Source organism: Oxalobacteraceae bacterium OTU3CINTB1, from assembly GCA_024123955.1.
Classification (GTDB): Bacteria; Pseudomonadota; Gammaproteobacteria; order Burkholderiales; family Burkholderiaceae_D; genus Rugamonas.
This window is the reverse complement of sequence record CP099652.1, coordinates 867414-884598: the sequence shown is the minus strand read 5'-3', so window position 1 is coordinate 884598 and position 17185 is coordinate 867414. Positions and strand designations below refer to the sequence as shown.

Here is a 17185-nt window from a genome sequence, read left to right as displayed (position 1 = left end):
GCGTTGACCCGATGTGCTTTTTCCAAATAATTTTAGTAATGACGGTTCATCGAAGCACACTTGCGATAGACTCGACTCAAATGTTTTCAAAAGGAAATATTTCTATGCGACACCAGTTTATACTCAAACCTGCCGAGCATCCGCGCAGCTTACTGCGTTGCCTCGTGTTCCCTCTGTTGACCTTCTATACGGTCGCCAATGCATCGGCCACACCAACAATTACCGACTCCACGCCGAATCAAAGTAATCGCCAACCCTCGGCCGCCGAGCAAAAAGCTTCGCCCTCCACACCCGATGGCCCCGCGCCATTCGATAATGAGGAATTAACGTCCAGGTTTTTGCGTCTCTTCTCCAAAAATGCAGGGTATATCCACAAAAGCGATGTGGAGTCAGCCTTTCAGCTCACGCTTAAAGAAGTGGACAAACGCACATTAATCAACAAGAAGGAACCCGGCGCGGTATATGGCGTTCGTGCACATGTCGACTGGTATTTTGATGTGTATTACTGGGACATCAGCACGGAAAGATATGGAATCACCATGGGATGGGGGGCTCCGCCAGATACTTCACCAAAATCACTGGTCGCATCTTCCTACGGATTTTGTTTATCCCACCTCAAAATCTCTCCGGCACTAGTCAAGATGGGATGGCTTATATCCCAAGATGCGCACGGCCCGGGCTCGCATACGCTTCTCTACGAGAAGAAAAATCAAAAAATACAAATCGTCTACGGCGACATCGATCAGTGTTTGATATCGATGACGGCGTTCGGAAGTAAATAACTATCCATAATAAAGGTTAAACATGCCAAATGTCATCGGTTCGAACACTCAGGCGGCCCTGTCGGATTTTTCGAATTATTTATCGAGCGGAACGGGTAGCGCGGCATACCAGTCCATGTACAACGCCATCGCGAGCTCCCCTGAGCTGGCATTCAACATCGAACAAGATCTACAGTTGGGCGTTTTAAGAGGATTCAAACCGATTTCCGACGCGGGCGTCGGTGGCCAATACAGAAGTGGTTATATAGAGATGCCTATTGATGCCGCGACGGGCGCGTTGCGCCATGCGGACAATCTGGTCTTCGTGCTGGGACACGAGGACCGGCACGCTTTGGCCGCCAAGACGTCGCAGGACGCGTTGGATAACTTCGTACGTGCGGCGACCAATCTGGCGGCAGTCGCTGGCACGCATGACTACACCGCGATTCTGCTGACTTTGCAGACACGCTACGCCCAGGATGAAGCGATGGCCAACATCGCCGGATGGAATTCCATTGTGAGCCAAGTCAACAGCAACGTATCCCAGCCTTCGACCGTCGACTATCGAGCTGCGGCTGGAGGATACGCCGATTACTTTGTTACCGCGGGTGGCGCTTCGGTTAATAGTGAACTCGCCTTCAACGCTGATTATTCCATTTCCTCGACCGAGGCGAGCATCACAGCCGAAGCAAACGAATATTTCTACAACAGCAAAACCCAGCTCGGCCCACAGAAAATATCCTATCCCACCTGGTATATCCTAAACAATCTGAAGTACATCCTACAGGTAGCCCCGACCGACACGGTCCAGATAGATATGCAAGCCCTGCGGGTAGATGGGTTGAAGATCAAAGCCGCCAACCTGCTTCAGCTCACAGCAGATCAAAGTTACAAATTCTACGATCCTGTCGCCCATTATGAATATGTGTTGTCGGGGACTGAAAGCGGGACCACCCTGACCGAAAGCCATCCTATCGTGTTCGCCGAGGGCGAGGCAACGGAAACCCGCGAATATGACGAAGCCGACTCACTCGACAGCGTTAGCCACAGTTGGCAGAAAGCCGACGGCTCGCACGGAGGCGATGTCACGGATGCGGAGGGAAATTACAGCGAGTTTTCTGCCGATGCCGCTGGCACATCCTCCTGGAGCTTCAAACGTGCGGACGGTGCCTACGGCAGTGGTTACAGGGGAGCGAATGGCGATCACAGCGAGTCGCATAATCCCGACGGAACTTTTACCGTCAACAGTAATAACCTCGTCACTGGCGAACGGGATTCCAGTTACAAATATGCCGATGGATCTTATGGGGACAATCAATACTACGCGAATGGTTCCTCACATGACTATTCACATCGATCCGACGGTTCATATACAGAATCATACGTCTACGCCGATGGGTCAGAATCATTCATCTCGGAAACTTCTGATGGGTCGCGCAACGAATCCCATCGCTATGCCGATGGCTCCACTGCCTACACCAATTCACGTCCCGATGGTTACTATGTCAACAGCGTAAATCATGCGGATGGAAGTAATTATTACAAGTCCATCTCGTCCGCGGGTGACAAATCGATTGTAGAGAACGATAGTGATGGCGCCAATCATCGTTCTTATGAAAACGCGGACGGCAGTTATGGGTACGCCGATACCTTGGCCGATGGAACTTTTGATCAGTATGATCATCGGGCGGACGGTTCCAGTTATTTACTCTCTAAAGACTCGAGTGGCACCGTGACGAAGAACGTCGACGACGGAGCGGGCCATTTTAAAAGCGACCTTGTCTACGAAGATGGCTCTCAAGATAAGGAAGAGACTTTTGCGGACGGCACGACCCACGCAGCTCACATCGATCCTGCGGGAGATAGCACGCTGGTCGACAATTTTGATCCGAAAACAGGAAGGTATCATTTTGACGTCGCCAATAAGGTGACGACAACCATTTGGACGGCTTTGGACGGCAGCGACAGCGGCACGGTCGTCGATGACAACGATGGCTCCGTGATCAACTTTTCCACCACGGTCGACGGCAAATACACAAGTCACGAGGTCGATTTGGACGGTACTTTGATCGACATCGAATCGGACCTCACCGGTTATCAAAGCACAAACATTCAACGCACTGATGGCACCGTCAAGACAGACGTATTACGAGGCGACGGCAGCTATAGTCATGAGTGGGCCGATCCGGCAAAGGGGGATTTCACCATAAACGACTATTACGCCCCTAACGGCAACATTGCAATCAATTCTTATATCGGCGGAATTTACAACGCCCATCAAATTTGGTACGACGAAAGGGGACAAGATACTTTCGACTGCACCACCTCCGAAAACGGGGACATGTACGTCCACATCACGTCCCACCACACAGGTTCGGGCAATTCCGGATACGACGTCGTATTTACCGGCTCGGTTGGCGGCCGGTTCCACGAGGTCGGCACCAATAACGGCACTGAGATCGATACGTGGATGGACGGACCCGTGGCTGGGCCCACTATTCCAGTCGTATTCATGGGGCTTGCGCCGACGGCGACTCCCTTTATCTAAAAGAAGAGCCGCGATGCCGGCGCGGCGGCGATGGCGCAGCGGCTAGCGGTTCAAGCGCCTGAGGATCTGCGCCCGCAGCATGCGCGCGGCGGCGTCGTCGAGCGGCGCCAGCGAGTGGCGCGCGGCCGGCGGGATGTGCGCCGCCTCGCCGCCGTCGCTGTCGAACACGTAATGGCGGAAGATCTCCTTCCACGCCGCGCGCTGGGCCGGCGGCAGGTCGCGCAAGGTCATCAAGGCCAGCGACAAGGTGCTGGCCGGCGTGTCCATCCAGTCCGGCGACTGGCGCCACCAGTAGTTGATCAGGATGTTGAACGATTCGAGCCCCTCGACGTGGTGCCACCACATGCTGGGGATGAACAGCGCGTCGCCCGCCTCCAGTTCGGCCGATTGCGCGTGCCGCAGCGCCTCGGCGAACAGCGGAAAGCGGTCGAAGTCCGGCCGCGCGAAATCAACCAGGCTGACCGATTGCCCGGCCGGCGTGAAGTCGAGCGGCCCGACGTACAGGTTCTTCAGCTGCTCGGGCGGGAACAAGGTGAAGCGGCGGCGTCCGGCGGCCACGCAGGCCAGGTTGTCCGGCACGTCGTAATGCGCCGGAATGCGCGTGCGGTTGCCGATCCAGAGGCTGGCCAGCGGATCGCGCGCGCCCAGGTCGACATCGTTTTCGGCACGCAGGCCCGGCAGGCAGGTGTCGACCGTGGTCGAGCCGACGTACAAGGTCGGCGGATCGGCCGCGTCCAGGTGCGCGATGAGCGCGTCGAGCACCTGGTCGAAGCGCACCATCTGCGACGTGAAATTAAAGCCGCTCAGGTCGTCGTTATAGAAGATGCGGCCACCCGTGCCCGGCGGGCTGTGGCTGGCCAGCACGGTGGCGTCGCGGTAAAAGCGGCGCAGGTAGGCGTCGGCCTGCCCCGCCCCGGCGCGCGCGGCGCGCACCAGCGGCCAGTCGGCGACCAGCCCGCGCAGCACCAACGGCACCGGCGAGGTCAATACTTCGTCGGACAGCGGCGCGCCGCCCTCCACTTCCACTATCTGTTGCATCGACTTCCCCAATGAAAAAGGCCGTCGCATCGCGACGGCCCGTGGCCCGGCTACACGCTACCGTTCAAGATCAGAACTTGTAGCGCGCGCCCAGCATGTAACGCGGACCGGCTTGCGTCACGTTCAGGGTCGAACGCTCGGTGCGGCCGTACTGGCGCTGGGTGGCGTTGGTCAGGTTGATGACCTCGGCCTGCAGGCTCAGCTTGTCGGTGACATTGTACCCAACACTGATGTCGGTCTGACCGTACTTGTCGGTATAGACCGGCGCCGGGCGGCCGCCGCCCGCATCGACGGTCGCGGCCAGGAAGCTGTCGCGCCAGTTGTAGGCCACGCGCACCGACCATTTCTGGTCTTCATAGATACCCACCAGATTGGCCGAGTTGCTCAGCCCCAGGATCGCGAACTGATCCTGGACATTGGCGTCGTCGTACTTGGTCGGCGACGTCACGTACGTGTAGTTGGCCTGGACGCCGAAGCCGGTGCGGCCGAACATGTGCTGCACGTTGATCTCGGCGCCCTTGACGGTGGCCGACTTCTGGTTCGCATACGAAGTCAGCAGGAAAGGCATCAGCGGATCGCCCGGCTGGCCGGTGATCTTGCCGTCGAGGTTGCCGTCCGACTTGACGCCGAGGTATTCCACGCCAGGTTGGCCGCGGAAGTTGGTCAGGATGTAGTTGCGCAGGCAGTTGGTGTCGGCCGCCGAGCAACCGGAGTTGCGCGCCGCGGTGTAATACGCGCCGCCGACCGGCGTGTGCAGGTTGTAGAGCGGCGTCGAGGTTGCCGTCTGGCCGGCGTAGTTGTCCATCTTCTTGTGGAAGCCGGCGACCGACAGCACGCTCTGCTGGTCGTAATACCATTCCCACGACAAGTCCAGGTTCTTCGACTTGACCGGTTTGAGGGCCGGGTTGCCGACCGAGGCGGTGCCGCCGGTAAACACGTTGCCGATGGTGCCGAGCGTCAAGCCGCCCTGCATCTGGTCGTAGCGCGGCCGGCCGATGGTGGTGCCGACGCTGGCGCGCAGTTTCATGTCGGGACGCAGATCGGCGTCGAAGTTCAGGGCCGGCAACACGTTGTTGTAGCTGGCGTCCTGGGTGCTGTACGACGCGCCGGCGAACTTGAGCGGCAATTCATTCTGCGATTCCCACACCACGCCGGTGCCCACCAGTACTTGCGCCACGGAGGTGACCTTGGTGCGCTCCATGCGTACGCCGACCGACGTATGGAACGGGATGGCGGCCTCCCAGTCCGTGCCGAACGATACATAACCGGAGGTGGTTTTTTCCGTCAGCTTGCGGTCGGTGTCGGCGCTGTCGAAATTCGGCAGGTAGGTCGACAGGCCCGTGGCCGCGGCCGTGGCGGCGCGCACCTTGCCGAAGTCGAAGGTGTAGAGCGAACCGAACAGCTCTGGCGCGTTGTGGCCGCCGAATTCCTTGAAGAACGAGCCGAGCGAATTGGCCTGGAACAGGCTGCCCGGATAATCGGACGCCTTGGAGGCGCCGCCCCAGCTGTTGTTCTGCACGTTCGAATAGGTCGACCGGTTGGTCGAGTCGGTGTAGCCGACGCCGAAGTTCAGCTCGGACGCTTCGAACAGCTTCAGGTTACCCTTGGTCTGGGCCTGGTTGATGGTGGCCTTCTGCCAGCTGTTGTGGAACCACGAACCGGTGGCCTGGATCGGCGCGGCGGCCAGGTTGGCCGCCGGCATGCTCACCACCGGCAACTCCTTGGTGAAGTCGACCATCGTATTGCCGCGGCTGTAGCTGGCGTTCGACAGGTTGTTCTCGCTGCCCCATGGGCTGTCGGCGCCGGATTCGGCGTTCGAATGGTGGACGTCGAACTCCAGGCGCAGGTCGTTGGTGGCCTTCCATACGGTGTTGAAGCCGATCGACTTGTTCTTGGTCTTGGTCGCGTAGTCGCCGCCCACCACCGAGATGTCCTGCGGCGTCTTATACGTTTCCATATAGGTCAGCGGGGTCTGCACCTTGCCGCCCGGCCAGGTGCTGGTCGAGGTCGGCGTCTGGCCGAACCACACGCTCAGCTCGTTGCGCTTGGTCTGGATCTTCTGTTCCGAATACGTCAGGTCCAGGGTCGTGGTCAATTCCTTGACCGGACGGAATTGCAGCACCAGCTGGCCGTTGGTGCGCTGACGCGAGATGGCGTTGACGCCGTAGCCGAAGTTCTGCGGGATCAGATACAAATCGTTCTGGCCGGGACGGTTGGTGATCTTTTCCGAGCCGGGCTGGCCCGGCTGCGGCAGGGTTGCGCCTTCCGGCAGGGTGGCCGAACCGAGGTACGGACCTTGGTAGCCATTGGCCAGGCCCGCGCGGTTGTAGCCGGAGTCGCGGCGCTGGTGGCTGGCGCTCACGGCGATGCCGAAACGGCCGTCTTCGCTGGTGTTGCTGTAGATGCCAGACACTTCGGGCGTGACGCTGTCGCCCTTGAGCATGCCGGGCAGTTCTTTATTGGAGTCGTCCTTGACGGCCTTGGCGCCGATGCTGGCACGCATGCCGGGATTGTCCAGCGGACGCGCGGTCATCACGTTGATGGTGGCGCCGATGCCGCCGGACGGGCTGTCGGCGCGGCCGGTTTTATACACCTGCAGCTGCGAGATCGCTTCCGAGGCCAGGTTGGAGAAGTCGAACGAACGGCCCGACAGGTCGCTCAGGTCGGTGGTCGGCATCTGGCGGCCGTTGAGCAGCACCAGGTTGAAGTCGGGACCGAGGCCGCGCACGGTGACCTTCTGGCCCTCGCCGTTGCTGCGGTCGATCGACACGCCGGAGATGCGCTGCAGCGATTCGGCCAGGTTGGTGTCGGGGAATTTACCGATGTCGTCGGCGACGATGCCGTCGACGATGCCGTCGGCGTTGCGCTTCATGTTCATGGTCGACTGCATGCTGGCGCGAATGCCGGTGACGACCACTTTCGGGCCGTCGGCGCCGTCGCCCGGCACGCCGGCGGTCTGGGCGAACGCGGGCACGAACGTGGCGCACGCGCCGGCCACTGCCAGGCAGATCAACCGGCGCTGGCTCAGCGGCGACTCTGAAAACGTTTTCAAATTTTTATGCACTTACATCTCCTTAATTATATTTATCGCTCCGACGTATCGAGCAGGGTCGAGGCAACGTCGGAAGTGGCAACACTACAAACAACCGCAATTACTGTCGATCTGCTTTCAGTCGAATAACAAATCAATAAGGCCTTGCCAGAATAAGTGCAAAAAAACCATTAGTCAATTGATCGAACGAATTACCGCGCCAAATTCGTGCAGTGTTGTAAAGAAGCCCCAACCCGGCGCTTGTTTCCTCCCCAAAACGGGGCGAAAGCCGCGCACGCCCCCGCCGGCCGGCGTATGATCCCCCGCAGCCCCCACTTTGAAACGTGCCCATGATCGTCGCCGGCGACCAGCAGTTGCTCAAACAAATCAACCGCATGGCCCTGGTGCGCCGCCTGTGCGGCGCGCCCGGCCTGTCGCGCGCCGCGCTGGCCGAGGCGGTCGGCCTGACCAAGTCCACCGTCAGCCTGCTGGTGCGCGAGTTGCTTGACGAGGGCTGGCTCAGCGAAAGCGCGCTGGTCGCCACCGGCGCGCTGGGCCGGCGCGCCACGCCGCTGCGGCTCGACACCGGCCGCCTGGCGCTGCTGGGCGTGGACCTGGGCATCGGCGGCGCCCGCGTGGTCGCCACCGACCTGCTCGGCACGGTGCTGGCCGAGCGCGCCCTGCCCTACCCCGACCCCGCCGACCCTTCCGCCTGCGTCGGCCTGATCGCCGACGCGCTGGTGGCGATGACGGCGCCCGGCGGCGCCCTCGGCGGACGGGCCCCGCTCGGCCTGGGCATCGGCGTGCCCGGCGTGGTCGACGACGCCACCGGGGTCTTGCGCTACGCGCCCCACCTGGGCTGGCGCGACGTCGACGTGCTCGGGGGACTGCGCGCACGCGTGGCCGCCGGCGCGCTGGCCGGGCTGCCGCTGTTCATCCAGAACGAGGCCAACGTTGCCGCGCTGGCCGAGCTCGAATTTGCCGGCCAGGTCGGCGCCGATCCGCTGATCTACCTGAGCATAGGCTACGGCGTCGGCGCCGGCATCGTCGTCAACGGCCGCCTGCTGACGGGCCTGTACGGTTTCGCGGGCGAGGTCGGCCACACCATCCTGCAGCAGGGCGGCCCGCGCTGCTCGTGCGGGCGGCGCGGCTGCGCCGACGCCCTGATCGGCATGCGCGCGCTGATGGACCAGGTCGACGGCGCGCCCGGCGCGGCCGGAGAAACCGGCAACGCCGGCGAGGCCGGCACGGGCGGGGCGTCCGGGCCAGAGCGGCTCGAGCGCCTGTTCGCGCAGGCCGGCGCCGGCGAGCCGGCCGCGTGCCAGGCGGTCGAGGCGGCCGGGCGCCACCTGGGCGTACTGCTCAACAACCTGTGGGTGGCGTTCGACCCGATGTGCATCGTCGTCGGCGGCGCCGCGCTGCGCCTGGGCGAGCGCTTCCTGGCGCCGGGGCGCGACGTGCTGCGCGACTACGCCGAGGCCACCCAGCTGCCGGCGCCGACCATCCGCACGCCCCACTTCGGCGCCAACGCCATCGCCATCGGCGGCGCGGCCATGGCGCGGCACCACTTGATGCGCCCGTTCGGCGGCCAGGGCGCCGGCGTCATGCACGCCAACCCCGCCAGACTTTAGCGATACGCGTGCCGCACCACTTGGGGTCGTACCCCGTACGGGGTACGACCCCGGTCGGCCGTGCGGGTTGACAAGCCGTGCGCCAACGAAAAAACCGGGCGTGCTCGCGTTGGCGAACAGGCCCGGCTCTTAAAAACCGTGGACGGGAACGACCCCGCCCACCGGCTCAGCAATGATTATTGCAGTTTGATTTCGACATCGACGCCAGCTGGCAGGTCCAGCTTCATCAGCGCGTCCACGGTCTTGTCGGTTGGGTCGACGATGTCCATCAGGCGCTGGTGGGTGCGGATTTCGAACTGGTCGCGCGAGGTCTTGTTGACGTGTGGCGAACGCAGAACGTCGAAACGCTGGATGCGGGTTGGCAGTGGGACTGGGCCCTTGACCACGGCGCCGGTGCGCTTGGCGGTGTCAACGATTTCCAGTGCGGACTGGTCGATCAGCTTGTAGTCGAAAGCCTTCAGGCGGATACGGATTTTCTGGTTTGGTGCGGACATGATTTTTCCTTGAAAAGAGCGAACTGGCAACTATGTAGCGCCAGCAATATTTAAAAGAACGAGTTGTAACGCGTAAGGGTCGACATGGTATCACACCATGCCGACCCTGTTTCAATCACGCAAAATTAATTAGGCGATGATTTTAGCAACAACACCGGCGCCGACGGTACGACCGCCTTCACGGATTGCGAAACGCAGGCCTTCTTCCATCGCGATCGGGTTGATCAGCTTGACGGTGATCGACACGTTGTCGCCTGGCATAACCATTTCTTTGTCCGCTGGCAGTTCGATCGAACCGGTCACGTCAGTCGTACGGAAGTAGAACTGTGGACGATAGTTGTTGAAGAACGGGGTGTGACGGCCGCCTTCATCTTTCGACAGGACATAGATCTCGCCGGTGAAGTGGTTGTGCGGCTTGATCGAACCCGGCTTGGCCAGAACCTGACCACGCTGTACGTCTTCACGCTTGGTGCCGCGCAGCAGCAGACCGACGTTGTCGCCGGCTTGACCCTGGTCCAGCAGCTTGCGGAACATTTCCACGCCGGTGCAAGTGGTCTTGACGGTGTCGGTGATACCAACGATTTCGATCTCTTCGCCGACTTTGATGATGCCGCGCTCGATACGACCGGTCACAACGGTACCGCGACCCGAGATCGAGAACACGTCTTCCACTGGCATCAGGAAGGCGCCATCGACTGCGCGCTCTGGCGTAGGGATGTAGCTGTCCAGTGCGTCGGCCAGACGCATGATCGCGTCAACGCCCATTTCGCCTTCTTTGCCTTCCAGCGCCATACGGGCCGAACCTTTGATGATCGGTACGTCGTCGCCTGGGAATTCGTACTTCGACAACAACTCGCGAACTTCCATTTCGACCAGTTCCAGCAGTTCCGCGTCGTCGACCAGGTCGCACTTGTTCAGGAACACGATGATGTATGGAACGCCAACCTGGCGGGCCAGCAGGATGTGCTCGCGGGTCTGTGGCATTGGGCCGTCAGCTGCGGAGCACACCAGGATCGCGCCGTCCATCTGTGCCGCGCCGGTGATCATGTTTTTGATGTAGTCGGCGTGGCCTGGGCAGTCAACGTGCGCGTAGTGACGGGCAGCGGTTTCGTACTCGACGTGCGCGGTGTTGATGGTGATGCCGCGTGCTTTTTCTTCCGGAGCCGCATCGATCTGGTCGTATGCTTTAGCTTCGCCGCCGAATTTCTTCGACAGAACGGTTGCGATCGCAGCGGTCAGGGTGGTCTTGCCGTGGTCGACGTGGCCGATGGTGCCGACGTTGACGTGCGGCTTGGTCCGTTCGAATTTACCTTTTGCCATTTTATTCTTCCTTAGAACAATGTTTTAAATATGCGCCCCGGAGGATCTCCCCGAGGCGCAAAAATACGAAAATTACTTAGCTTTAGCAGTGACGATCGCGTCGATAACGTGCTTAGGCGCTTCCGAGTAGTGCTTGAATTCCATCGTGTAGGTAGCACGACCTTGCGTTGCGGAACGCAGCGTGGTCGAGTAACCGAACATTTCGGACAGCGGCACTTCAGCTTTGATGATCTTGCCACCGCCGCCTGGGATCTCGTCCATGCCCTGCACCATACCGCGGCGGGACGACAGGTCGCCCATCACGGTACCGGCGTAGTCTTCCGGCGTTTCCACTTCCACAGCCATCATCGGCTCCAGAATAACCGGCGACGCCTTGCGGCAGCCTTCCTTGAACGCCATCGAAGCGGCCATCTGGAACGCGTTTTCGTTCGAGTCCACATCGTGGTACGAACCGAAGAACAGCGTGACCTTGACGTCGACCACTGGGTAGCCGGCCAGAACACCGGTGTTCAGGGTACCGCGCACACCCTTTTCAACTGCTGGGATGTATTCGCGTGGAACCGTGCCGCCTTTGATGGCGTCAACGAATTCGAAACCCTTACCTGGTTCTTGCGGTTCGATCTTCAGAACCACGTGACCGTATTGACCACGACCACCCGACTGCTTGACGAACTTGCCTTCGGATTCTTCGCAGGTCTTGCGGATCGTTTCGCGGTACGCAACCTGTGGCTTGCCGACGGTCGCTTCCACGCCGAATTCGCGCTTCATGCGGTCGACGATAATTTCCAGGTGCAGCTCGCCCATACCACCGATGATGGTCTGGCCCGACTCTTCGTCGGTCTTGACGCGGAACGACGGATCTTCCTGTGCCAGGCGGTTCAGTGCCAGACCCATTTTTTCCTGGTCGGCCTTGGTCTTTGGTTCCACGGCCTGCTGAATCACCGGCTCAGGGAAGACCATGCGCTCCAGCACGATGATCGAGGTCGGATCGCACAGGGTTTCGCCCGTGGTCACGTCTTTCAGGCCAACGGCGGCGGCGATGTCGCCGGCGCGCACTTCTTTGATCTCTTCGCGCTGGTTCGCGTGCATCTGCAGAATACGACCCAGACGCTCTTTACGACCCTTGACCGAGTTGTAAACGGTGTCGCCCGAATTGACGGCGCCCGAGTACACGCGGAAGAAGGCCAGCTGGCCGACGAACGGGTCGGTCATGATCTTGAACGCCAGCGCCGAGAACTTCTCTTCGTCGGACGGCTTGCGGGTGGTCGGCTGTTCGTCCTCGTCGGTACCGCCGACGTCTTCGATGTCCAGTGGCGACGGCAGGTACTCGATGACCGCGTCCAGCATGGCTTGCACGCCCTTGTTCTTGAAAGCGGTACCGCACATCATCGGCACGATTTCCGAAGCGATGGTGCGATCGCGCAGCGCTTTCTTGATCTCGGCTTCGGACAGGTCGCCCTCTTCCAGGTACTTGTTCATCAGTTCTTCGGTCGCTTCGGCGGCGACTTCAACCATCTTCTCGCGCCACTCGGCGGCCGATGCTGCCAGCTCTTCCGGGATCTCGACGTAGTCGAACTTCATGCCCTGGGACGCTTCGTCCCACAGGATGGCTTTCATCTTGACCAGATCGATAACGCCTTTGAAGTTTTCTTCGGCGCCGATCGGGATCTGGATCAGGACCGGGTTCGCCTTCAGGCGAGCGCGCATCTGCTCGTAGACCTTGAAGAAGTTGGCGCCGGTACGGTCCATCTTGTTGACGAAGGCCAGACGTGGCACTTTGTACTTGTTAGCCTGACGCCATACGGTTTCCGACTGTGGCTGAACACCGCCCACTGCGCAGTAAACCATGCAAGCGCCGTCGAGCACGCGCATCGAGCGTTCGACTTCAATGGTGAAGTCGACGTGGCCCGGCGTGTCGATGATGTTGATGTGGTGCTCAGGGAAGTTGTTAGCCATCCCTTTCCAGAAGCAGGTGGTCGCAGCGGACGTAATGGTGATGCCGCGCTCTTGTTCCTGCTCCATCCAGTCCATGGTGGCGGCGCCATCGTGAACTTCACCGATCTTGTGGTTCACGCCCGTGTAGAACAGGACGCGTTCGGTGGTGGTGGTCTTACCTGCATCGATGTGAGCGGAGATACCGATATTGCGGTAGCGCTCGATGGGGGTCTTGCGGGCCATAGTTATTCCTAAATCTTTGAATGGACAAAACCGAGCACCATTTTTTGGATAAAAAATGAGCCCGGCCTCGAACAACAGATAACAGCCAGAAAAATCTGGCCGATTTTATTAGAAGCGGAAGTGCGAGAACGCCTTGTTCGCTTCAGCCATGCGGTGCACTTCATCGCGACGCTTCATCGCACCGCCACGGCCTTCGGCCGCTTCCATCAGCTCACCGCCGAGGCGTTGTGGCATGGATTTTTCGCTGCGCTTGTTCGCGGCTTCGCGCAACCAACGCATCGACAGGGCCATACGGCGCACTGGGCGTACTTCGACCGGCACCTGGTAGTTTGCACCACCGACGCGACGGGATTTGACTTCAACCAGTGGCTTGGCGTTGTTGATCGCGGTAGCGAACACTTCCAGCGGATCTTTGCCGGATTTCGAAGCGATGTGCTCGAAGGCACCGTAGATGATGTTTTCTGCGACCGATTTTTTACCGGACAGCATCAGAACGTTCACGAATTTGGCGACATCCGTGTTGCCGAATTTTGGATCCGGCAGAATTTCGCGCTTGGGTACTTCACGACGACGTGGCATATCAATTCCTTTCAATCTTCAGTTGAGGTGCGCAGATATGGGATTCGCACTCTCGCGGAGGGCCATCATAGCCATCCACTTACTCGACCAGTTGCGGTCGATTACATTCACTAAGCTAGCTGCCACCGAGCGAAAACTTTTGTATTTTTAATGCAGATTACTTCTTACCAGCCTTAGCGCGCTTGGTACCGTATTTCGAGCGGGCTTGCTTACGGTCTTTGACGCCCTGGGTATCCAGTGCACCGCGAACCATGTGGTAACGCACACCCGGCAAATCTTTTACGCGGCCGCCGCGCAGCAGGACAACGCTGTGCTCTTGCAAGTTGTGGCCTTCACCGCCGATGTACGAAATGACTTCGAAACCGTTGGTCAGACGCACTTTGGCGACTTTACGCAAAGCCGAGTTAGGCTTCTTAGGAGTGGTGGTGTACACACGGGTGCAAACACCACGCTTTTGCGGGCTGTTTTCCAGCGCCGGCGATTTGCTTTTCACGGTCAGAGCGACACGTGGATTGCGAATCAGTTGATTGATGGTTGGCATCGTTCTAAACCCAACTAAATAACAACGTTGAACACCCGGACAACATGTCCGGGGACTAAAACCTAGTCCCGATCTAATGTGCAGCGGAGGCGCGAATAGCCACTCGCGGGGAGCGGCCTGAAACAGCGTATACGATGCGCAGACTAAATAGAGAACTCGCGAGTATAGACGTGATCGGATGACCAGTCAAACTTTTTCGCGGCAACATGCGACATGACAGGCCCCTAAAAACTGGCCTGGAAGCAAGAAAACGGCTGATAATGGCAAACATTAACACATCTTGCCCCTGGAATGCGCCGCCTCTTCACCGTACCGTCCCCGACCCAGCTGCTTCGCCCCGCTCCGCTGTTCGTGCTCGCCAGCTACCTGTTGTTGTCGCTGGTGCCGTGCGTACCGCTGTTGCTGGGCCGACAAGTGCCGGACCTCGGCTGCATCCTTGCCGCCGAACTGCTGGCCTGGGTGGCGGTGTGGGCCGTGTTCCAGCGTCCCGCCTGGTTCCACTGGCTGCTGCTGCCGGCGCTGCTGGCGCTGCCGACGGAAATGTATCTGTTCATGTACTACGGCCAGGGCATCTCCACCCATCACCTGGGCATCATCGCCGAGAGCAGTCCCAAGGAAGCGATGGAATTCCTCGGCAACAAGATCTGGCTGATGGGGCTGGTCCTGCTCGGCGTGCTGGGCTGGTGGCTGGCGATCCTGCTGGCCGCCGGCCGCAGTCCGGCGCTGGCCTGGCGCGGCCGCAGCCGCTGGATCGCGCTCTTTATATTAGTGGTGCTGGGCGGGCTGGCGGCCAACGGACGCTCGCCGCTGAGCTTGAACGACTTCGCCTCGTCGTGGCCGCTGGGGCTGCCGGCGCGCGGGCTGGACTTTTATAAGGAGCGACTCTACCTGGCGCGTCTTGGCGAGCGCAGCAGCGCCTTCCGCTTCCAGGCGCACCAGCCGCAGGCCAACGAGCGGCCGGAAATCGTCATCATGGTGCTGGGCGAATCGTCGCGCTACGACCGCTGGGGCGTCAACGGCTACGCGCGCGACACCACGCCGCTGCTGCGCCAGGAACCGAATTTGGTGGCGCTGAGCGACGTCATCACGGCGGTGTCGGCGACGCGGCTATCGATCCCGGTCATCATCTCGCGCAAGCCCGCCATGCAAAGCCTCAAGGAAGGCTTCTCGGAGAAATCCTTCCTGACCGCCTACAAGGAAGCCGGCTTCAAGACCTGGTGGCTGTCGAACCAGATCTCGTTCGGCGAGTTCGACACGCCGGTATCGGTGTTCGCCAAGGAAGCGGACGTGATCCAGTTCATGAACCTGGGCGGCTACAAAAGCCGGTCCAACCTCGACCAGATCCTGCTCGAACCGCTGCGGCACGCGATCGCCGACCCGGCGCCGAAAAAGCTGATCGTGCTGCACACCCTGGGCAGCCACTGGAACTACAGCCAGCGCTACCCCAAGGATTTCGACAAATGGCAGCCGTCGCTGTACGGCGTCGACAAGCCGGTGCACACCGACATCAAGATCAAGCCGGAGATGAACAACAGCTACGACAACTCGATCCTGTACACGGACTGGTTCCTGGCGCAAGTGATCGGCCAGCTCAAGGACACGGCGCAGCTGACGTCGATGATGTACGTCGCCGACCACGGCCAGACTTTATATGACGGCAGCTGCAACCTCGCCTTCCACGGCCACAACACGCAGCACGAATTCCACGTCCCGGCGCTGATATGGTATTCGGATGAATACAGGGAACGCTATCCCGACAAGGTCAGGCAACTGCTACGCCACCGCAAGGCCAGGCTGGCGACGGAAAACATCTTCCACACACTGCTCGACCTGGGCGACATTCAATACGACGACGAGCGGCTGGAATGGAGCTTCATCAACAAGCGCTTCAAGCCACACAAACGCTACGTCGACAGCTATGGCTGGAGCGACTACGACCACGCCACCTTCAAAGGCGACTGCCGCGAAGTGATGGACAAGGGCAAGCCGCTCAAGCAGGAAAAATGAGAAAGTCGATCGGGGTCAAGTCTGACATTCGGACACGAGGTCAGCCTTTATCGTCGATACGGTCAAGCCCGTGTCTGAATGACAGACTTGACCCCGACGTTAGTTGAGGCTACGCAGCGCGCCGTCCAGGCTTGGGTGGCGGAACACGAAGCCCTCTTCCGTCAGCCGCTCGGGGAAGACGCGCTGGCCTTCGAGCAGCAGGTCGGCCTGCTCGCCCAGCGCCAGCCGCATCGGCCAGCCCGGCGTCGGCACTCCGTACGGACGCTTCAGCACGGACGCCGCCGTGCGGCTGAATTGCGCCTGGCTCACCACTTCCGGCGCGGTGAAGTTGTAGGCGCCGCCTTCGCCGCGACGGCACAGGTGGGCGATGCCGCCGATCAGGTCGTCGACGTGGATCCAGGATAGCCACTGCGTGCCGCCGCCCAGCGGACCACCCAGCCCCAGCTTGATCGGCAGCAGCATCATCGGCAGCGCGCCCTGCGTCCCCAGCACCAGCCCGAAACGCATGCGGGCCACGCGCACGCCGTGCGCCTCCGCTCCCTGCGCGGCCTGCTCCCACTCGCGGCACAGATCGGACATGAACATCGGCTGCGGACCATCCTTTTCGGTCAGCACCGTGTCGTCGCCGCGCTTCTGGATGCCGTAGTAACCGATCGCCGACGCCGACAACAACATGGCCGGCTTGTGCCCGGCGGCGGCGATCCAGTCGACCAGTTTGCGCGTGAGGCCGACGCGGCTGGCGCGCAAGGCCGCCCGCCGCGCCGCCGTCCAGCGCCAGCCGAGGATGCGCGCCCCGGCCAGGTTGATGACCACGTCAACCACGCGCGACGGCGGCAGCTCGTCCATGGCTGCGACGCTGTCCACGCGTCCGTCGAACAGCGCGGCGGCGCGCCGGGGGTCGCGGCTGAGGACGGTGACGCGGTGGCCGTCGGCCAGCAATGCCTTCACCAGCCGTTGCCCGATGAAGCCGGTCGCGCCGGTCACCAGGAAATTGCGCGGAACGTCGCCGAAGCGCGCGGCCCGGTCGACGCTGTCTTCTGTGGAGCGGGTGGTCATG

At 60.6% G+C, this 17185-nt stretch carries 12 protein-coding genes; 4 read left to right on the top strand and 8 right to left on the bottom strand.

From position 1 onward, the window contains the following. Nucleotides 1-104 precede the first annotated feature (104 nt). Together NHH73_03770 and NHH73_03765 are read left to right on the top strand one after the other, a co-directional pair. A complete protein-coding gene (locus NHH73_03770) occupies nt 105-782 on the top strand; it encodes a hypothetical protein (protein USX27429.1) in 678 nt (225 codons plus the stop codon). Between the two features lie 22 nt (nt 783-804). After that, the gene (locus NHH73_03765) at nt 805-3309 is read left to right on the top strand and encodes a hypothetical protein (GenBank protein ID USX27428.1); all 2505 of its coding nucleotides are present in this window, start codon (nt 805-807) and stop codon (nt 3307-3309) included. Between the two features lie 42 nt (nt 3310-3351). On the opposite strand, the gene NHH73_03760 is transcribed toward NHH73_03765, so the two are convergent. Then, nucleotides 3352-4347, bottom strand: coding sequence for a cupin-like domain-containing protein (locus NHH73_03760; protein ID USX27427.1), 996 nt, complete (start codon nt 4345-4347; stop codon nt 3352-3354). A 70-nt stretch (nt 4348-4417) separates the two neighbouring features. Further along, nucleotides 4418-7411, bottom strand: a complete 2994-nt coding sequence (locus NHH73_03755; protein USX27426.1) for a TonB-dependent receptor — start codon at nt 7409-7411, stop codon at nt 4418-4420. A gap of 317 nt (nt 7412-7728) precedes the next feature. On the opposite strand from NHH73_03755, the gene NHH73_03750 reads away from it, so the two are divergent. Continuing rightward, entirely contained in the window at nt 7729-9009 is a 1281-nt protein-coding gene (locus NHH73_03750; GenBank protein ID USX27425.1) for an ROK family transcriptional regulator, read from the top strand. Nucleotides 9010-9185: 176 nt separating this feature from the next. On the opposite strand, the gene rpsJ is transcribed toward NHH73_03750, so the two are convergent. From rpsJ to rpsL, 5 genes are all read right to left on the bottom strand, one after another. Beyond that, a complete protein-coding gene (rpsJ, locus tag NHH73_03745; GenBank protein ID USX27424.1) occupies nt 9186-9503 on the bottom strand; it encodes a 30S ribosomal protein S10 in 318 nt (105 codons plus the stop codon). A 129-nt stretch (nt 9504-9632) separates the two neighbouring features. Continuing rightward, nucleotides 9633-10823: an elongation factor Tu gene (gene tuf / locus NHH73_03740; GenBank protein ID USX27423.1), complete on the bottom strand. Its 1191-nt coding sequence runs from the start codon at nt 10821-10823 to the stop codon at nt 9633-9635. Nucleotides 10824-10895: 72 nt separating this feature from the next. Further along, a complete protein-coding gene (gene fusA / locus NHH73_03735) occupies nt 10896-13001 on the bottom strand; it encodes an elongation factor G (GenBank protein USX27422.1) in 2106 nt (701 codons plus the stop codon). Between the two features lie 108 nt (nt 13002-13109). Next, nucleotides 13110-13580: a 30S ribosomal protein S7 gene (rpsG, locus tag NHH73_03730; protein ID USX27421.1), complete on the bottom strand. Its 471-nt coding sequence runs from the start codon at nt 13578-13580 to the stop codon at nt 13110-13112. A gap of 157 nt (nt 13581-13737) precedes the next feature. Next, nucleotides 13738-14121, bottom strand: a complete 384-nt coding sequence (rpsL, locus tag NHH73_03725) for a 30S ribosomal protein S12 (protein USX27420.1) — start codon at nt 14119-14121, stop codon at nt 13738-13740. 291 nt (nt 14122-14412) lie between these two features. Here rpsL and NHH73_03720 point away from each other — a divergent pair, with 291 nt between their 5' ends. Next, nucleotides 14413-16128: a phosphoethanolamine transferase gene (locus NHH73_03720; protein USX27419.1), complete on the top strand. Its 1716-nt coding sequence runs from the start codon at nt 14413-14415 to the stop codon at nt 16126-16128. Nucleotides 16129-16227: 99 nt separating this feature from the next. On the opposite strand, the gene NHH73_03715 is transcribed toward NHH73_03720, so the two are convergent. Next, a complete protein-coding gene (locus tag NHH73_03715) occupies nt 16228-17184 on the bottom strand; it encodes a TIGR01777 family oxidoreductase (protein ID USX27418.1) in 957 nt (318 codons plus the stop codon). Nucleotide 17185: the final 1 nt, after the last annotated feature.

Excerpts from the sequence above, each read along its gene's own strand:
- NHH73_03770 (USX27429.1), top strand. The coding sequence starts at position 105 with ATGCGACACCAGTTTATACTCAAACCTGCCGAGCATCCGCGCAGCTTA.
- NHH73_03765 (USX27428.1), top strand. The coding sequence starts at position 805 with ATGCCAAATGTCATCGGTTCGAACACTCAGGCGGCCCTGTCGGATTTT.
- NHH73_03760 (USX27427.1), bottom strand. The coding sequence starts at position 4,347 with ATGCAACAGATAGTGGAAGTGGAGGGCGGCGCGCCGCTGTCCGACGAA.
- NHH73_03750 (USX27425.1), top strand. The coding sequence starts at position 7,729 with ATGATCGTCGCCGGCGACCAGCAGTTGCTCAAACAAATCAACCGCATG.
- rpsJ (USX27424.1), bottom strand. The coding sequence starts at position 9,503 with ATGTCCGCACCAAACCAGAAAATCCGTATCCGCCTGAAGGCTTTCGAC.
- tuf (USX27423.1), bottom strand. The coding sequence starts at position 10,823 with ATGGCAAAAGGTAAATTCGAACGGACCAAGCCGCACGTCAACGTCGGC.
- fusA (USX27422.1), bottom strand. The coding sequence starts at position 13,001 with ATGGCCCGCAAGACCCCCATCGAGCGCTACCGCAATATCGGTATCTCC.
- rpsG (USX27421.1), bottom strand. The coding sequence starts at position 13,580 with ATGCCACGTCGTCGTGAAGTACCCAAGCGCGAAATTCTGCCGGATCCA.
- rpsL (USX27420.1), bottom strand. The coding sequence starts at position 14,121 with ATGCCAACCATCAATCAACTGATTCGCAATCCACGTGTCGCTCTGACC.
- NHH73_03720 (USX27419.1), top strand. The coding sequence starts at position 14,413 with ATGCGCCGCCTCTTCACCGTACCGTCCCCGACCCAGCTGCTTCGCCCC.
- NHH73_03715 (USX27418.1), bottom strand. The coding sequence starts at position 17,184 with ATGACCACCCGCTCCACAGAAGACAGCGTCGACCGGGCCGCGCGCTTC.